The sequence below is a fragment of the Pseudomonas sp. R3-52-08 genome, from assembly GCF_003851745.1.
Taxonomy (GTDB): domain Bacteria; phylum Pseudomonadota; class Gammaproteobacteria; order Pseudomonadales; family Pseudomonadaceae; genus Aquipseudomonas.
This window is the reverse complement of the sequence record NZ_CP027730.1, coordinates 4,084,855-4,100,973: the sequence shown is the minus strand read 5'-3', so window position 1 is coordinate 4,100,973 and position 16,119 is coordinate 4,084,855. Positions and strand designations below refer to the sequence as shown.

Genomic DNA, 16,119 nt, shown 5'->3' with positions numbered 1-16,119 from the left:
GGTGGCAATTTGGATGAAATCCGACGTATGGCAAAGGCGTTTCGTACATCGTCGGTACAGGTGAACGCTGTTAGAATCGCCAGTCGTTTTTTCCAGGAGTCTGCCCCCGTGATCACTTCCCGCCTGCGCACTTTGCGCGACCATATCCGTTGGGCTGTCAGCCGTTTCCATGGGGAAGACCTGTTTTTTGGCCACGGCACCGACAATGCCTGGGACGAAGCCCGGCAACTGGTGCTCGGCGCCCTGCATTTGCCGTGGGAAATTGCCGACAGCTATCTGGACTGCAATCTGGAGGAAGAGGAAATCTCCCATGTGCAGCGTTTACTGCATCGTCGCATCCATGAGCGTATTCCCACCGCCTACTTGCTGAAAGAGGCCTGGTTCTGCGGCATGTCGTTCATTGTCGATGAACGGGTGCTGATTCCGCGCTCGCCGATTGGCGAGCTGATCGAAAACCGCTTTGAACCCTGGCTGGCCCAACCCCCGGCGCGCATTCTGGACCTGTGCACCGGCTCCGGTTGCATCGGCATCGCCTGTGCCTACGAGTTCCCGGACGCCGAGGTGGTACTGGGCGACTTGTCCTTCGAAGCCCTGGAAGTGGCCAACCAGAACATCGAGCGGCATGGCGTCGATGAGCGCGTGTATACGGTGCAGGGCGACGGCTTCGAGGGCCTGCCGGGGCAACGCTTCGATTTGATCGTGTCGAACCCGCCTTACGTGGATGCCGAAGATTTCGCCGACATGCCGGATGAATACCAGCACGAACCCGAACTGGGCCTGGCCTGCGGCGATGATGGCTTGAATCTGGTACGGCGGATGCTGGCCGAAGCGGCGGACCACCTGACCGAGAAAGGGTTGCTGATTGTCGAAGTGGGCAACAGCCAGGTGCATGTCGAGGCGCTGTACCCGGAAGTGGACTTTGCCTGGCTGGACTTCCAGCGCGGCGGGCATGGGGTGTTCATGCTCACGGCTGAGCAGTGCAGGGCGCATCAAGCGATCTTCACCGATAGGATCTAACTGAAGAAACACGGTCAATGTGGGAGGGGGCTTGCTCCCGATGAGGCAGTGTCAGTAAATGCATTGCCAGCTGACACACCGCTATCGGGGGCAAGCCCCCTCCCACATTGGTGGCATTCCAACCTGCTAACGGTGAGTGGCAATCCAAATCAGAAGCCCCGCCTGAAACACGGTAAACGCCACCAGGCAGGTGATGGTAAAGCGCAAACCGCTGTCCTCGCGCTTGAACTTGGTGACCTTTTCCTCTTCCTTGCGCAGTCTCACTTCGTGCTCGGCCAGGTTGTGCTCGGCCTGTTGCAGCATCTGCGCGGCTTCGAGGATTTCCACGAATTGCACCTTCTCGGTGTTCCAACTGTCCAGCACGTCGCTGACCTTGCCCGGCTGCACGTTACCCTTGAGGTGCTGCACGTCGGCGTAGGCCACGTCAAAACCCTGGATGCGCAGGAAGTGATCGCGGCGCAGGCGCGTGGCTTCGTTGAGCGCGTCCTTGTTGGCTAGGTCCACGCCGTCGACGCGGTAGTGTGACCACTTCTTCTTGGCCCAGGCTGCGGCCTGGGCGACCAGAAAGCGGCCGAGACCGCGGTTGACCGGTTCGATTTCCAGGCTGTTACCCGGGCCGAAGTGCACGCGATGTTTATCGTGATCCACCCAGATATCCAGCTGGTTCTGCTCGCGGCGTACGCGCTGGCCGGGCAATTGGATGACCATGCGCAACAGGCTGTGATGCGAGTCATGGCGCTCGGCATAACCGAACTGCACAAAGCGCAATGGCCGCGCGCCGGTCGCACGGTCGGTGGCCAACGGGGCGAGGCGCAGCATCTTGAAATGTTCGGCGTGCACGTCCGCCCACGGCAGCGCCGCTGCTGCTGCGGCCTCGGTTTCAGCCGGGATGTCGGCGGTGGATTCTGGGGTTGCTTCTGTGGTTGTCATGCGGCGCGATCCTGTCCAAGCCCTGCGAGCCGACAGTCTTTTTACTGTCGATTCTGGGCTTATCGGCCGTTTTCTCCAGGACTGGAGGCCAATAGCCGCTTAACGGGGAGCAAGTCCGTCGATAAAGCGCACTATCCGCTCGCCCAGTTCGGCGGCGAGGGGCAATTTCGGGTCGTTGTAGGACGCCAGTTGCTGCTTGACGTTGTTGGGCACGATGCGCATGACATGGTTCATGCCTTCGATCACGGTCAGTTGCGCGTCCGGCTTGGCTTTTTTCAGCTGCTGGGCATCGCCGACGCCGACCTGGATGTCGTTGGTGCCCTGAATGATCAGGGCGGGCATGGTCAGCCGTGCAAAGGCCGCCGACGGATCGGCGCGGAACAGGCTGATCAGATAAGGCTGCACGCTGGGTCGGAAAATACCTTCCAGCGGGCGCGGCACATCGGCATCCACCTGGCCCGCCTTGAGGTGGTCGAGAATTTCGTTGCTGCGCAGTAGCAGGGCCGGGGGTAGGTGATCGGCCAGTTGCTGGCGAATGACTTGATCGACCGGGCGGGCGCTGCCGGACAGGGAAATCACCCCGGCCGGACTCAATTGCGGCGCGGCGAGGGCGGCGACCAGCGCGCCCTCGCTGTGGCCCAGCACGATCAGCGGGCCCATGCGCTTGTCGGCCTTGAGCAACTTGCCCCAGGCCACGGCGTCGGACACGTAGGCGTCGAGGGTCAGGTTGCGCTCGTCAGGGGTCGCGGCAAGGCTGGCGGCCACGCCGCGTTTGTCATAGCGCACGCTGGCGATATTGTGCCGGGCCAGCACCCAGGCCAGGCGCTTGAGGCTGTCATTGCGCGCGCCATCGGCGCTGTTGCCGTTGCGGTCGGTGGGGCCTGAGCCGGCGATGATCAGCACCACCGGCACGGGTTGCTCGGACTGCGGCAGTAGCAGCGAGCCAAACAGCTCACCGCTGCCGGTGTCCAGGCTGATAGGCCGCTGGAGTACGACAGGGGAGGCGGCCTGGGCCGCGACGGTAAACAAGGTGAGGGTGAACAGCAAAACTCGCAGCATCATCGCGCCATCATTGGAGAGGTGCCGGTTGGACCAACGTCTACCGGTAAGGTTTCGAGGATGAACTAGTCGGTTAGCCTGCGTATACTGGCCGCCTTAAGTTATTACGGTTGACTTGTTTCAACTGACTTCACGGAGCGCCCTGCATGTCCGGCAATACCTTCGGCAAGCTGTTCACTGTCACCACCGCGGGCGAAAGCCATGGCCCGGCGTTGGTCGCCATTGTCGACGGCTGCCCGCCCGGCCTCGAGTTGTCTCTGGAAGACCTGCAACGTGACCTGGACCGGCGCAAGCCCGGCACCAGCCGTCACACCACCCAGCGCCAGGAACCCGATGAAGTCGAGATCCTCTCCGGTGTGTTCGAAGGCCGCACCACTGGCTGCGCCATCGGCCTGCTGATCCGCAATACCGACCAGAAGTCCAAGGACTACTCGGCGATCAAGGACCTGTTCCGCCCGGCCCATGCCGACTACACCTACCATCACAAATACGGCGAACGCGACTACCGTGGCGGCGGCCGCAGCTCGGCCCGCGAAACCGCGATGCGCGTGGCGGCCGGTGCCATCGCCAAGAAATACCTGGCAACCCAGGGCATCGTCATCCGTGGCTATATGAGCCAGCTCGGCCCGATTGAAATCCCGTTCAAGACCTGGGACAGCGTCGAAGACAATGCGTTCTTCTGCCCCGACCCGGACAAGGTGCCGGAACTGGAAGCCTACATGGACCAGTTGCGCCGCGATCAGGATTCGGTCGGTGCCAAGATCACCGTGGTGGCCGAAGGCGTGAAGCCGGGCCTGGGCGAGCCGATCTTCGACCGCCTCGACGCCGAACTGGCCCATGCGCTGATGAGCATCAATGCGGTCAAGGGCGTGGAAATCGGCGCCGGTTTCGCCTGTGTGGCCCAACGCGGCACCGAGCATCGCGATGAGATGACCCCGCAGGGTTTCCTCAGCAACAACGCCGGCGGCATCCTCGGCGGTATCTCCTCGGGCCAGCCGATCGTGGCGCACCTGGCGCTCAAGGCCACGTCGAGCATCACCACGCCGGGCCGCTCGATCGATGTGCATGGCAACCCGGTGGACGTGATCACCAAAGGCCGCCACGACCCGTGCGTCGGCATCCGCGCCACGCCGATTGCCGAAGCCATGATGGCCATCGTGTTGATGGACCATCTGCTGCGCAATCGCGGGCAAAACGCTGATGTGCAGGTGAGTACGCCGGTACTGGGCCAGCTGTGAAGGGCTGAAGGTGACAGCCCTCCCTTATTGGCGCCTCTCCAGCTTTTACCTGTTCTACTTCGCCCTGCTCGGGGCGACGGCGCCATTCCTGGCGTTGTACTTCGATTACCTGGGCTTTTCCAGCGCGCGTATCGGCGAGCTGGTGGCCATCCCCATGCTGATGCGCTGCGTGGCGCCCAATCTCTGGGGCTGGCTGGGCGATTACACCGGGCGACGCTTGGCCATCGTGCGCTTTGGCGCGGTGTGCACGCTGTTGAGTTTTTCGCTGATTTTCGTCAGCAAAACTTACGCCTGGCTGGCCCTGGTCATGGCCTTGCACGCGTTCTTCTGGCACGCGGTACTGCCGCAGTTCGAAGTGATCACCCTGGCTCACCTGCAACAGCAAACCTCGCGCTATAGCCAGATACGCTTGTGGGGCTCCATCGGCTTTATCCTCACCGTCGTGATCATGGGCCGCCTGTTCGACTGGCTGAGCGTGGATATCTACCCGGTGGTGGTCGTGGTGATCATGGCCGGCATCATCGGCGCCAGCCTGTGGGTGCCGAACGCGCAGCCCGCCAGCCACGGCAAGCGCCTGGCCGGTGACGGGTTTATCCGCCAATTGCGCAGCCCCGGCGTGCTGGCCTTCTATGTCTGTGTGGCGCTGATGCAGATGAGTCATGGCCCGTATTACACCTTCCTCACGCTGCACCTGGAACACCTGGGCTACAGCCGTGGCGTGATCGGCCTGCTGTGGGCGCTCGGGGTGGTGGCGGAGGTGTTGATGTTCCTGGCCATGAGTCGCATCCTGACGCGCTTCTCCGTGCGCCGGGTGCTGCTGGCCAGTTTCCTGCTGGCGGCACTGCGCTGGTTGCTGCTCGGTGCGTTTGCCGAATTTTTCTTGGTGCTGCTGCTGGCGCAAGTGCTGCATGCCGCCACGTTCGGCAGTTTCCACGCGGCGGCCATCGCCTTCGTGCAGCGCAGTTTCGGCGATCGCCAGCAAGGCCAGGGCCAGGCGCTTTATGCCGCGCTGGCCGGCACCGGTGGTGCGCTGGGTGCGCTGTATGCCGGTTATAGCTGGAACCTGCTGGGCCCGACCCTCACCTTCAGTATCGCCAGCATCGCGGCCCTGGCCGCCGCCGTTATCATTGGCCTTCGATTGCAAGAGCCGAACCAAGGAGCCATGCAATGAGCTACGTCGCTGTCTACCCCCTCGCTACACCCGACACTCCGAACAAAGTGCTGACCTACTTCGACGACATTCAATCGACCCTGGCCGAAAAAGGCGTGCGCTTTGAGCGCTGGCAGCCCGCCGCGCTGGAAAAGGGCGCCAGCGAGGCGCAGATGATTGCGGCGTATCAGTCACAGATCGAGGCGCTTGGCTACGCCCGCGTCAAGGTGATCAGCGTGACCGGTGATCATCCCCATAAAGACACGCTGCCGGCCGAACGCCTGAGCGAGCACACCTGCCGTGAAGATCAGGCGCACTGCTTCATCGCTGGCCAGGGATTGTTCTCGTTGCGCATTGGCGATTATGTCTACGGCGTGCGGTGTGAGAAGAACGATCTGCTGATCGTGCCCGCTGGCACGCCCCATTGGTTCGACACGGGCGAGAACCCGCATTTTGTTGCGCTGCATATGTTCAACACCGCAGAGGGTTCGGTGCCGACCTTGAGCGGTAATGACATCGCCCGTGACGCTGCCAAGCTGGACGACTAAAACAAGTCTTTTAGATGTTCAACCCCGGCACGTTGGAATGTGCTGTGGGAAGAAGCCTGAATACATGTAGGGCTTGGCTGTTTATCCTCGGCCTTGCTCTCTCATTTCGCCAGTTATGTAACTCTCTCCTCGTTCAATGTTTATGTCGCTGTCAATAGGAAGAATCCGAAGGGTGACAGCGCATCAGCATATAAAAAAAGGAGAAAGTAATGAATCGCCCCGAGGAGTTATCTCAGCCGTTGGACGTTTTTCCGGACGTTGTACCGACGGTTATCAGAAGACGCTTGAGTTTACTCGGCAAGCCCCTGACCAAGACGGAGCTGCAGATCCTGCGGTGGGCCTCCGAAGGTAAGACCATATGGGAGATGAGCAGGATTCGCTGCACCTCGCAGGCTACGGTCAAATTCCATCTGCGCAATATCTACGGCAAGCTCGATGTGAATAACCGCGTGCAGGCGATGAATGAGGCGGCGCGCCAGGGCCTGTGCTGACGGCATAAAAAAGGGCCGCGACGCTCAACGGCGTCGCAGCCCTTTTTAGCTGGGTGAAGCTTATGCCGAGTGGTAGGTCGGCAAGGCAAAGCGGTTCTGGCTTTGCAGCATCGAAATTTGCGGCAGTTCACTGGCTTGTTCGGCCAGGTCGCGGCGGATCGCACTGATCACCCAAGTGAGCTGGTCGGCGGTGTGCAACTGCTGATACGAGATCGAGCGTTTGACCTGCTTGCCTTCGCTGTTGCGCAGGGTCAACAAGATGCCGCCGTCCGGACGTGGCTGGGTGGTGACGTCGTAGTTGGAAAATACCGAAGCGAATTTATCTTGGATCAGGCTCATGTCTATCAGCTCCATTGGCTCAAGTGGGCAAGCATGGAGTGATAGGTGCAGTGATTGTGCCAGTATTGAGCGTCTTAAAAAATCCTTGTAAATCAATAAGTTATAATTTTTCAGGATTTTCGTTTTCGTGCAATTTGCATGAAGGGCTATCGTGCATCCTGCATTTTGCGTTATCCAACTGGTTACTTTTTACGCGCAATACGTTTTCCCTACCGATTATGACCGTGGGTTTCGCGGATAAATTCCATTCAGGCCGCAGGCGCTAATCGGGAGACGACTCAGTTTAAATCCCGCGTGTACAGCTAAAGAAGGGCTGGCACCACGTTCGCTATTGATTGTGCCTATCGGCATTTTTGACAAAAAAGCCATGACAGCCGGGAACTCCATCGCGACACTGGGCGCCATATACAGCATTACACAGGAGCCCTACATGTCGACTCAGCCCAAACAGATGACCGAAGACGAAGCCGCCGAATTCGCCGAGCAAGTCTTCGACGTCGCCCGCAAAGGCGACGCCGCCATGCTCGCAGCGCTATTGGCCAAAGGCTTGCCGGCCAACTTCCGTAATCACAACGGCGACACGCTGCTGATGCTTGCGGCCTACCACGGCCATGCCGAGGCGGTAAAAGTGTTGCTGGAGTTCAAGGCCGATCCGTTGATTGCCAACGATAAGAACCAGCTGCCAATTGCCGGTGCGGCCTTCAAGGGCAACCTGCCCGTGGTCAAGGCGCTGATCGAGGGCGGAACCCCGGTTGAAGCGGCTTCTTCGGATGGGCGCACGGCATTGATGATGGCGGCCATGTTCAACCGCGTCGAAATGCTTGAATACCTGCTCGGCCAGGGGGCCAATCCCAAGGCTACCGACGCCCAGGGCGCGACAGCGCTGGCTGCGGCGCAGACCATGGGGGCCGTGGATACGGCGGCGTTGTTGCAAAAACTGGTGTAGGCTACGCGCCCTCGAAAACCCGCCCGCCACAGGACCATCCCATGAAAACCGTTCTCGTCGAACTCATCAGCAAAATCAGCGCCGGCGTCATGGCCGAGGACGAGGTGGTGCGTATCGCCGACGAAGCAGCTCAGGCCTACGCGGACCCTGCGGCTTTTCTGGCGGCCAATCCGGATATCAACTACGACGACACCTTCCCGATTCCGCTGGGGGAGTGGGTAGTAATCGGCAGCCTGCCGGACACCGTGCTGTTCCAGGCCGACACCTACGCCGACCTGTTTGATCAGATCGTCGCTTCGTTTGGTCCGGGCGTGGCGTTCAACCTCAAGCCCAAGCAACTGGCGAAAACCGAAGACCTGACGGCGCTCAACCGCATCCAGATCCAAATGAGCGCCCTGAGCCCGGAAGACGGCGGCTATGTGCTGCTCAACTTCAGCCAGTTGCTCGATGACGAAATCCAGGCCGTGCTGGTGTTCGGCAATGACCTGCCGCGCGTGCTGGAGCTGTGCGCCGAGGTCGGCATCCAGGCCGAACCGTCGCTGGAAGCCCTGAAGATTGCCGTACACGTCTGAAATAAAACGGAACCCCGGCCAGGGCTGACTATCCTACAAGGGCATGCCCTCACTTAGGAGCGACACCATGGGTTCCACTTTCAACGGCCTGATTGGCCTGATCATCCTCGCGCTGGATATCTGGGCGATCATCAACGTGTTCAAAAGCGGCGCGAGCACGGGCGCCAAGGTGCTGTGGATTTTGCTGATCCTGCTGCTGCCGGTACTGGGCCTGATCATCTGGGCGATCGCCGGGCCGCGCGGTAACGTGCGCATCTGATCGCTCGCTCACTTCAAATCCAGAGTGAGCACAGCAATGTGGGAGGGGGCTTGCTCCCGATGGCGTAGTGACAGTCACTCTATCCAGTGCTGACCCACCGCCATCGGGGGCAAGCCCCCTCCCACATTTGCCTCCGGTGTGTTTGAGAGATTTGTGTGTCGAAATATTCGCTGCACGAAATTTTCACATCCCATCCAAGACAATTCGCCCGCTTTATTCCGCTGCCAAGGCTCTATCCCCCGAGTGCCCATAAAGGCACGGCGGCGGCGCTCGTTCAGTAATTTATAGCGTTGATGCCGTTGATCGGGCACCATTTGCCCCACCGCGTTAACCGCCCACCCCGGCCAGCCTGGGCGAGGGACGGACGCCACTGCATTATTTCGCAACTTCAACTTCCAATGGGTCCTAAAACGACATGGCAAACCCGGACGCCCTGAATCAGCCGCGCGCTTCAAATCGCCTGCTGCAACCGACCGTCAAATCCCATCTGGCGTACACGCTGCTTTGCGCACTGGTCATGATGGTGATGTTCTCCCTGCTGCGCCTGGCGTTGCTGGTCTACAACCGCGAGATGATCCTCGACACACCGGCCTCGACCTTCCTGGAAGCGTTCGCCAATGGCCTGCGCCTGGATATCCGCCTGGTGATGTACCTGCTGATCCCGCTGCTGCTGGCGTTGTTCAGCGTACGGGCCATGGCGGCGCGTGGGTTCTTCCGCTTGTGGTTGACCGTCGCGTCCAGCATTGCGCTGTTCCTCGGCCTGATGGAGATGGACTTCTACCGTGAGTTCCACCAGCGCCTCAACGGCCTGGTCTTCCAGTATGTGAAGGAAGACCCGAAAACCGTGATGAGCATGCTCTGGTACGGATTCCCGGTGGTGCGTTACCTGTTGGCCTGGGCCGTGGGCACGCTGATCCTGAGCATGGCCTTCAAGGGCGCCGACCGCGCAACGCGCCCGCGTGGCCCGTTCAGTGGCGGCAGCATCGGCACGCGCCCGGTGGCGCCGTGGTACAGCCGCATCGCCGTGTTCGTGGTGTGCCTGCTGGTCGCGGTGGTCGCCATCCGCGGCACCCTGCGCCAGGGTCCGCCGCTGCGTTGGGGGGATGTCTACACCACTGATTCGAACTTCGCCAACCAGCTTGGCCTCAATGGCACGCTGTCGCTGATCGCTGCGGCCAAGTCGCGCTTCTCCGAAGATCGCTCCAACATCTGGAAGGCCACCCTGGAGCAACCGCTGGCCACCCAGACCGTGCGGGACATGCTGGTACTGCCGAGCGAAAAACTGGTGGATACCGACACCGCTGCCGTGCGCCGTGATTTCACGCCACCGGCCGAGAAGACCTTGCCGATCAAGAACGTGGTAGTGATCCTGATGGAAAGCTTCGCCGGTCACTCGGTGGGCGCCCTGGGCCGTCCAGGCAACATCACGCCGTACTTCGACAAGTTGTCCAAGGAAGGCCTGCTGTTCGATCGCTTCTTCTCCAACGGTACCCACACCCACCAGGGTATGTTCGCCACCATGGCCTGCTTCCCGAACCTGCCGGGCTTCGAATACCTGATGCAGACCCCCGAAGGCAGCCACAAGCTGTCGGGCCTGCCGCAGTTGCTCAGCGCGCGGGATTTCAATGATGTGTATGTCTACAACGGCGACTTCGCCTGGGACAACCAGTCGGGCTTTTTCAGCAACCAGGGCATGACCAACTTCATTGGCCGCAATGACTTCGTCAACCCGGTGTTTTCCGACCCGACCTGGGGCGTTTCCGACCAGGACATGTTCAACCGTGGCCTGGAAGAACTGAAAGCCCGCGAAGGCGGCAAGCCGTTCTACGCGCTGCTGCAAACCCTGTCCAACCACACGCCGTACGCCTTGCCGACGCCATTGCCGGTCGAGAAAGTCACTGACCGTGGCAGCCTCAACGAGCATTTGACCGCCATGCGTTACTCCGATTGGGCGCTGGGCCAGTTCTTCGAGAAGGCCCGCAAGGAGCCGTACTTCAAGGAAACCCTGTTCGTGGTGGTGGGTGACCACGGCTTCGGTAACGAGCAGCAGATCACCGAGATGGACCTGGGCCGTTTCAATGTACCGATGCTGATGATCGCGCCGGGCATGCAGGAAAAGTTCGGCGAGCGTGACCACACCGTGGGCACCCAGATTGATATCGTCCCGACCATCATGGGCCGCCTGGGCGGTGACACCCTGCACCAGTGCTGGGGCCGCGACCTGCTCAACCTGCCGGAAGGCGACAAAGGCTTCGGCGTGATCAAACCGTCGGGCAGCGACCAGACCGTCGCCCTGCTCACGGCTGACCGTGTGCTGGTCTTGCCCAAGGAAATGCCACCCAAACTGTGGCAATACGAACTGGGCGCCAACCCGACCGGCAAAGTAATCGCCGAATCGCCCGACGAAGCGGCGCTGAAGCAGAAGCTCGAGTCGTTCCTGCAAACCGCCACCAAGAGCCTGCTGGATAACACCGCAGGCGTCATAGACGGTAAGCCGGACTAACGCATCGGCAAAAAAAAGAGGCCTCAATCGAGGCCTCTTTTTTTATCTGCGTACGCAGCGTTTATATCTTGCCGAGTAACAACAGCACCAGCAGAACGACCAGCACTACGCCCAGGATACCCGACGGGCCATAACCCCAGTTACGCGAGTGCGGGAACACTGGCAGGCCGCCGACCAACAGTAGAATCAGGATAATGATCAGGATCAGGCTCATGGTTTTATTCCTTATAGGCCTTGCGTAAAGACCGGTTATTCAGCGGGAGTCTCGTCCACTTGATTATGGACGGCTTAACAACTCCGACTCTGTCACTTCACAGAAAATTCCGTATTTTTTTAAAGCAATTTGGTTGCTCGCTTATTTCTTTTAACACCCGCGCAAATACATCAAGTTAGTTGAAAAATATTGAACTTAGGCTATGCGCGCGCATCCGACCGAGCCCGCGGTTTGCCTGGGGCATTCATCACTCTGATGGTGCGTGGGCGCGGCAAAAACCTTCGCTACACTGCCGGTCACTCCTCTGGTGAACCACAAGGCTACTTCCTATGCAAAACCGCATGATGATCACTGGCGCCGGGTCCGGCCTGGGTCGTGAAATCGCTCTGCGCTGGGCCCGCGAGGGTTGGCAGCTGGCCTTGTCGGATGTCAGCGAAACTGGCTTGCAGGAAACCCTCAGGCTGGTGCGCGAAGCCGGTGGCGATGGTTTCACCCAGCGCTGCGATGTGCGTGACTACAGCCAGCTCACCGCGTTCGCCCAGGCCTGCGAGGTGAAGCTTGGCGGCATCGATATCATCGTCAATAACGCCGGTGTGGCGTCCGGTGGGTTCTTTGCCGAGTTGTCTCTCGAGGATTGGGACTGGCAGATCGCAATCAACCTGATGGGCGTGGTCAAGGGCTGCAAGGCGTTCCTGCCGCTGCTGGAAAAGAGCAATGGGCGCATCATCAACATCGCCTCGATGGCCGCGCTGATGCAGGGGCCAGCCATGAGCAACTACAACGTGGCCAAGGCCGGTGTAGTGGCGCTGTCGGAAAGTCTGCTGGTGGAACTCAAGCAGCAGGAAATCGGCGTGCATGTGGTATGCCCGTCGTTTTTCCAGACCAATCTGCTCGATTCATTCCGTGGGCCGACCCCGGCAATGAAGGCGCAGGTGGGCAAGTTGCTCGAGAGTTCACCGATCTCGGCGACGCAGATCGCCGACTACATTTATCAGCGCGTGGCTGCCGGTGAGTTCATGATTCTGCCCCACGAGCAGGGACGGATGGCGTGGACGCTCAAACAGAAAAACCCGCAGTTGCTGTATGACGAGATGACGCTGATGGCCGACAAAATGCGCGCCAAGGCGCAGGCTACCAAAGCCTGATTCGGATGCGGTCTGTCAGGTAAATTACCTCTCCATGTAGGGGACGCCTGATTTGGCCGCGTGCCATTGCTGGTTAAGCTTCAAGCGAGCAAGGTCGGGGGCCAGACACTCGAAAAGGACACCCGCCATGCTGGTCTTAAGCCGTGTTGTAGGCGAAACCATCGCCATCGGCGATGACATCGTCTTGCACATTCTCGAAATCAACGGACGCCAGGTGAAATTCGGCATCGAAGCGCCCGTAGGGATCAGCGTGCATCGCGCCGAGGTCTACCGCAAAATCCTCGAACGCCAGGCCGGCGCCGCTCATCCGGTGCCGGTGCCTAACCCTTAGCGTCGCCTTCAGTCAAACAGGTGCTTGGGCACGTCGTGCTTGAGCATCAACTGGCATTGTTCGCTGTCCGGATCGAACACGATCAACGCCTGGCCCTTGGTCAAGGCCTGGCGTACGCGCAATACGCGGGTTTGCAGCGGCGTGTCGTCGCCATTGTCGGTGCCATCGCGGGTAACGAAATCTTCGATGAGGCGGGTCAGGGTATCGACTTCAAGCGCGTCGTAGGGAATCAGCATACAAGCCTCAGGTGTCAGGTCCCGGCGATGCTACTGCGCCAGGACCTTGGTTGCCAGTATCAGCTGTTGTCGGCGTCGGACTTCTGGCCGACCAGGCTGTCCACCGACGGCACGCGGGTATCGCTCTCCATGTGCGTCTCATGCTCGATCTGATGGCTGAAGCGGTCCAGGGAGCCCTGGGCCGGTTGCGCATCGCTGGCAAAGACTGGTGGGCTGAGGATGTAGGCACCGAGCAGACGACTGAGGGCCGCCAGGCTGTCGATATGGGTGCGCTCGTAACCGTGGGTGGCATCGCAACCGAACGCCAGCAGGGCCGTGCGGATGTCATGCCCGGCGGTCACTGCCGAATGCGCATCGCTGAAGTAATAGCGGAACAGGTCACGGCGCACCGGCAGGTCGTTATCCGCCGCCAGGCGCAGCAAATGCCGTGACAGGTGATAGTCATACGGCCCACCGGAATCCTGCATCGCCACGCTCACCGCGTGTTCGCTGGAGTGCTGGCCGGGGGCGACCGGGGCGATATCGATACCGACGAACTCACTGACATCCCAGGGCAGGGCGGCGGCCGCGCCGCTGCCGGTTTCCTCGGTGATGGTGAACAGCGGGTGGCAATCGATGAGCAAGGGTTCGCCGCTGTCGATGATCGCCTTGAGCGCGGCGAGCAGGGCGGCGACGCCGGCTTTGTCGTCCAGGTGACGCGCGCTGATGTGACCGCTTTCGGTGAATTCCGGCAGTGGGTCGAACGCCACGTAGTCACCGATGCCGATCCCCAGGGAATCGCAGTCGGCGCGGGTCGCGCAGTAGGCGTCCAGGCGCAATTCGACGTGGTCCCAGCTCACCGGCATTTCATCCACGGCGGTGTTGAACGCGTGCCCGGAGGCCATCAATGGCAACACGCTGCCGCGAATCACCCCGTTGTCGGTGAACAGGCTGACGCGGCTGCCTTCGGCAAAACGGCTCGACCAGCAGCCGACCGGCGCCAGTGTCAAGCGGCCGTTGTCCTTGATCGCGCGTACGGCGGCGCCGATGGTGTCCAGATGCGCAGAGACGGCGCGGTCAGGGCTGTTCTTCTGGCCCTTGAGGGTGGCGCGAATCGTACCGCGCCGGGTCATTTCAAACGGGATGCCGAGTTCTTCCAGGCGTTCAGCGACGTAGCGCACGATGGTGTCGGTAAACCCGGTGGGGCTGGGAATGGCGAGCATTTCCAGCAGGACTTTCTGCAGGTAGGCGAGATCCGGTTCGGGAATGGTTCGGGTCATGGAAACTCCTGATGGGTTGAGGGCGATCGTTCCCACGCTCTGCGTGGGAATGCAGCCCGTGAGGCTCTGCGTCACAACAGCGGACGCGGAGCGTCCCTTGAGGCATTCCCACGCGGAGCGTGGGAACGATCAGAGGTCAGGTGGCCGGCTGACTGTGCGGAAACAACAAATCCACAAACTTCTCAGCGGTAGGTTGCGGTTCATGATTGGCCAGGCCGGCCCGTTCATTGGCTTCAATGAACACGTACTCGGGTTGGTCGGCGGCGGGCACCAGCAGGTCGAGGCCGACCATGGGAATATCCAGCGCACGGGCGGCGCGCACAGCGGCGTCCACCAGGGTCGGGTGCAGGATCGCCGTGACATCTTCCAGGCAGCCGCCAGTATGCAGGTTGGCGGTGCGACGCACGGCCAGTTGCACGCCGCGCGGCAGGACGCTGTGGTAGTCATACCCGGCGGCTTTCAGGGTGCGCTCGGTTTCCGCGTCCAGTGGGATCTTGCTTTCGCCATCGGTGGCGGCCTGGCGCCGCCGGCTCTGGGCTTCGATCAAGGCGCGGATCGAATGCTGACCATCGCCTATCACTTCGGCCGGGCGACGAATCGCGGCGGCGACCACTTCAAAGCCGATCACCAGGATGCGCAGGTCCAGGCCTTCGTGGAAGCTTTCGAGCAGCACCCGGCTGTCGAACTGGCGCGCCGCTTCAATCGCCGCTTGTACTTCCTCGATAGTCCGCAGGTCCACCGCCACGCCCTGGCCCTGCTCGCCATCCAGCGGCTTGACCACGATGCGTTGGTGCTCTTCGAGAAATTCCAGGTTGTCATCGGCGCTGCCGGCCAACTGTTGCGAAGGCAACTGCAAACCGGCGGCCTTGAGCACTTTGTGAGTCAGGCTCTTGTCCTGGCACAAGGTCATGCTGATGGCGCTGGTCAGGTCGCTCAACGACTCCCGGCAACGCACGCGGCGCCCGCCGTGGCTGAGGGTGAACAGCCCGGCATCGGCATCGTCCACGTGCACATCGATACCGCGCCGATGGGCTTCTTCGACAATGATGCGCGCATAAGGATTGAACCCCGCCTGTGGCCCAGGGCCGAGAAACAGCGGCTGGTTGATGCCATTCTTGTGCTTGATCGCAAAGGTGGTCAGCGCGCGAAAACCGAGCTTGGCGTAGAGGCTCTTGGCCTGGCGGTTATCGTGCAGCACCGACAGGTCCAGGTAGCTCAAGCCACGACTCATAAAGTGTTCCACCAGGTGGCGCACCAGCACTTCACCCACACCGGGGCGTGTGCATTGCGGGTCTACCGCCAGGCACCACAGGCTGCAACCGTTTTCCGGGTCGTGAAAGGCCTTCTGGTGGTTCAGGCCCATCACGCTGCCGATGACCGCGCCGCTGTCTTCATCTTCCGCCAGCCAGTACACCGGGCCACCTTGATGGCGCGGGGTCAGGCGTTCGGGGTCGATGGGCAGCATGCCGCGTCCCTGATACAGCAGGTTCACCGCCTGCCAGTCGGCCTCGCTTTGTACCCGACGGATACGAAAGCCGCGAAACACCCGCGTGGCCGGGCGGTAATCGCTGAACCACAGGCGCAGGGTGTCGGAAGGGTCGAGGAACAGCTGCTGCGGATCGATCCCCAGGATCTGCTGGGGTGCGGCTACATACAGCGCGATGTCACGCTCGCCGGGCTGCTCGTTGAGCAGCTCCTGGGCAAGGCTGGCGGGGTCGGGAAAGGTATGCCCGATCAGCAAGCGGCCCCAGCCGCAATGCACGGCAATCGGGTCGGGGCCCTGGGCGCTGCCGTCTTCGGCAAGCCGGGCCTGCAGGCGCTCGTAGGTCGGCGCCTGGCCCTTGAGTAAGCGTTGGCTATATGCCGCAGCGTTAGGTTTCAT

General features: G+C 61.0%; 18 protein-coding genes. 11 read left to right on the top strand and 7 right to left on the bottom strand.

Annotated elements, in window-relative coordinates:
- Nucleotides 1-108 precede the first annotated feature (108 nt).
- Nucleotides 109-1,017 (top strand): 50S ribosomal protein L3 N(5)-glutamine methyltransferase, encoded by a 909-nt coding sequence (gene prmB / locus C4J91_RS18830; RefSeq protein ID WP_124363711.1) that lies wholly within the window; start codon nt 109-111, stop codon nt 1,015-1,017.
- A 126-nt stretch (nt 1,018-1,143) separates the two neighbouring features.
- On the opposite strand, the gene C4J91_RS18825 is transcribed toward prmB, so the two are convergent.
- Complete coding sequence (locus C4J91_RS18825; RefSeq protein ID WP_124363710.1) at nt 1,144-1,947, bottom strand: hypothetical protein; 804 nt, start codon at nt 1,945-1,947, stop codon at nt 1,144-1,146.
- A 99-nt stretch (nt 1,948-2,046) separates the two neighbouring features.
- Complete coding sequence (locus C4J91_RS18820; protein WP_124363709.1) at nt 2,047-3,009, bottom strand: alpha/beta hydrolase; 963 nt, start codon at nt 3,007-3,009, stop codon at nt 2,047-2,049.
- 143 nt (nt 3,010-3,152) lie between these two features.
- Between C4J91_RS18820 and aroC the strand changes: the two genes are divergently transcribed.
- The 4 genes from aroC (at nt 3,153) to C4J91_RS18800 (ending at nt 6,433) form a co-directional block, all read left to right on the top strand.
- Nucleotides 3,153-4,244 (top strand): chorismate synthase, encoded by a 1,092-nt coding sequence (gene aroC, locus C4J91_RS18815; RefSeq protein WP_124363708.1) that lies wholly within the window; start codon nt 3,153-3,155, stop codon nt 4,242-4,244.
- 10 nt (nt 4,245-4,254) lie between these two features.
- Entirely contained in the window at nt 4,255-5,415 is a 1,161-nt protein-coding gene (locus C4J91_RS18810; RefSeq protein WP_124363707.1) for an MFS transporter, read from the top strand.
- Nucleotides 5,412-5,942 (top strand): acireductone dioxygenase, encoded by a 531-nt coding sequence (locus tag C4J91_RS18805; RefSeq protein ID WP_124363706.1) that lies wholly within the window; start codon nt 5,412-5,414, stop codon nt 5,940-5,942. Before C4J91_RS18810 ends, C4J91_RS18805 begins: the two co-directional genes overlap by 4 nt.
- A gap of 209 nt (nt 5,943-6,151) precedes the next feature.
- Nucleotides 6,152-6,433 carry a response regulator transcription factor gene (locus tag C4J91_RS18800; RefSeq protein ID WP_124363705.1) on the top strand — a complete coding sequence of 94 codons (282 nt, stop codon included), beginning with the start codon at nt 6,152-6,154 and terminating at the stop codon, nt 6,431-6,433.
- Nucleotides 6,434-6,493: 60 nt separating this feature from the next.
- Here the strand turns inward: C4J91_RS18800 and C4J91_RS18795 are convergent, their stop codons facing one another.
- Nucleotides 6,494-6,772: a DUF3509 domain-containing protein gene (locus tag C4J91_RS18795; RefSeq protein WP_003172952.1), complete on the bottom strand. Its 279-nt coding sequence runs from the start codon at nt 6,770-6,772 to the stop codon at nt 6,494-6,496.
- Nucleotides 6,773-7,202: 430 nt separating this feature from the next.
- On the opposite strand from C4J91_RS18795, the gene C4J91_RS18790 reads away from it, so the two are divergent.
- The 4 genes from C4J91_RS18790 to C4J91_RS18775 all read left to right on the top strand — a co-directional run bounded on the left by C4J91_RS18790 (nt 7,203) and on the right by C4J91_RS18775 (nt 11,052).
- The gene (locus C4J91_RS18790; protein WP_124363704.1) at nt 7,203-7,718 is read left to right on the top strand and encodes an ankyrin repeat domain-containing protein; all 516 of its coding nucleotides are present in this window, start codon (nt 7,203-7,205) and stop codon (nt 7,716-7,718) included.
- A gap of 41 nt (nt 7,719-7,759) precedes the next feature.
- Complete coding sequence (locus C4J91_RS18785) at nt 7,760-8,290, top strand: hypothetical protein (protein WP_124363703.1); 531 nt, start codon at nt 7,760-7,762, stop codon at nt 8,288-8,290.
- A 67-nt stretch (nt 8,291-8,357) separates the two neighbouring features.
- Nucleotides 8,358-8,549 (top strand): PLDc N-terminal domain-containing protein, encoded by a 192-nt coding sequence (locus C4J91_RS18780; RefSeq protein ID WP_003172956.1) that lies wholly within the window; start codon nt 8,358-8,360, stop codon nt 8,547-8,549.
- A gap of 415 nt (nt 8,550-8,964) precedes the next feature.
- A complete protein-coding gene (locus C4J91_RS18775) occupies nt 8,965-11,052 on the top strand; it encodes an LTA synthase family protein (RefSeq protein WP_124363702.1) in 2,088 nt (695 codons plus the stop codon).
- A 61-nt stretch (nt 11,053-11,113) separates the two neighbouring features.
- On the opposite strand, the gene C4J91_RS18770 is transcribed toward C4J91_RS18775, so the two are convergent.
- Entirely contained in the window at nt 11,114-11,266 is a 153-nt protein-coding gene (locus C4J91_RS18770) for a DUF3309 family protein (protein ID WP_003192767.1), read from the bottom strand.
- 329 nt (nt 11,267-11,595) lie between these two features.
- On the opposite strand from C4J91_RS18770, the gene C4J91_RS18765 reads away from it, so the two are divergent.
- On the top strand, nt 11,596-12,411 hold the full coding sequence (locus tag C4J91_RS18765) for an SDR family oxidoreductase (RefSeq protein ID WP_124363701.1): 816 nt from the start codon (nt 11,596-11,598) through the stop codon (nt 12,409-12,411).
- Between the two features lie 127 nt (nt 12,412-12,538).
- Nucleotides 12,539-12,742, top strand: coding sequence for a carbon storage regulator CsrA (csrA, locus tag C4J91_RS18760; protein WP_124363700.1), 204 nt, complete (start codon nt 12,539-12,541; stop codon nt 12,740-12,742).
- Nucleotides 12,743-12,750: 8 nt separating this feature from the next.
- Here the strand turns inward: csrA and C4J91_RS18755 are convergent, their stop codons facing one another.
- From C4J91_RS18755 to ngg, 3 genes are all read right to left on the bottom strand, one after another.
- On the bottom strand, nt 12,751-12,978 hold the full coding sequence (locus C4J91_RS18755; protein WP_124363699.1) for a YheU family protein: 228 nt from the start codon (nt 12,976-12,978) through the stop codon (nt 12,751-12,753).
- A gap of 59 nt (nt 12,979-13,037) precedes the next feature.
- Entirely contained in the window at nt 13,038-14,237 is a 1,200-nt protein-coding gene (locus C4J91_RS18750) for an osmoprotectant NAGGN system M42 family peptidase (protein ID WP_124363698.1), read from the bottom strand.
- 136 nt (nt 14,238-14,373) lie between these two features.
- Nucleotides 14,374-16,119, bottom strand: coding sequence for an N-acetylglutaminylglutamine synthetase (ngg, locus tag C4J91_RS18745; protein ID WP_124363697.1), 1,746 nt, complete (start codon nt 16,117-16,119; stop codon nt 14,374-14,376).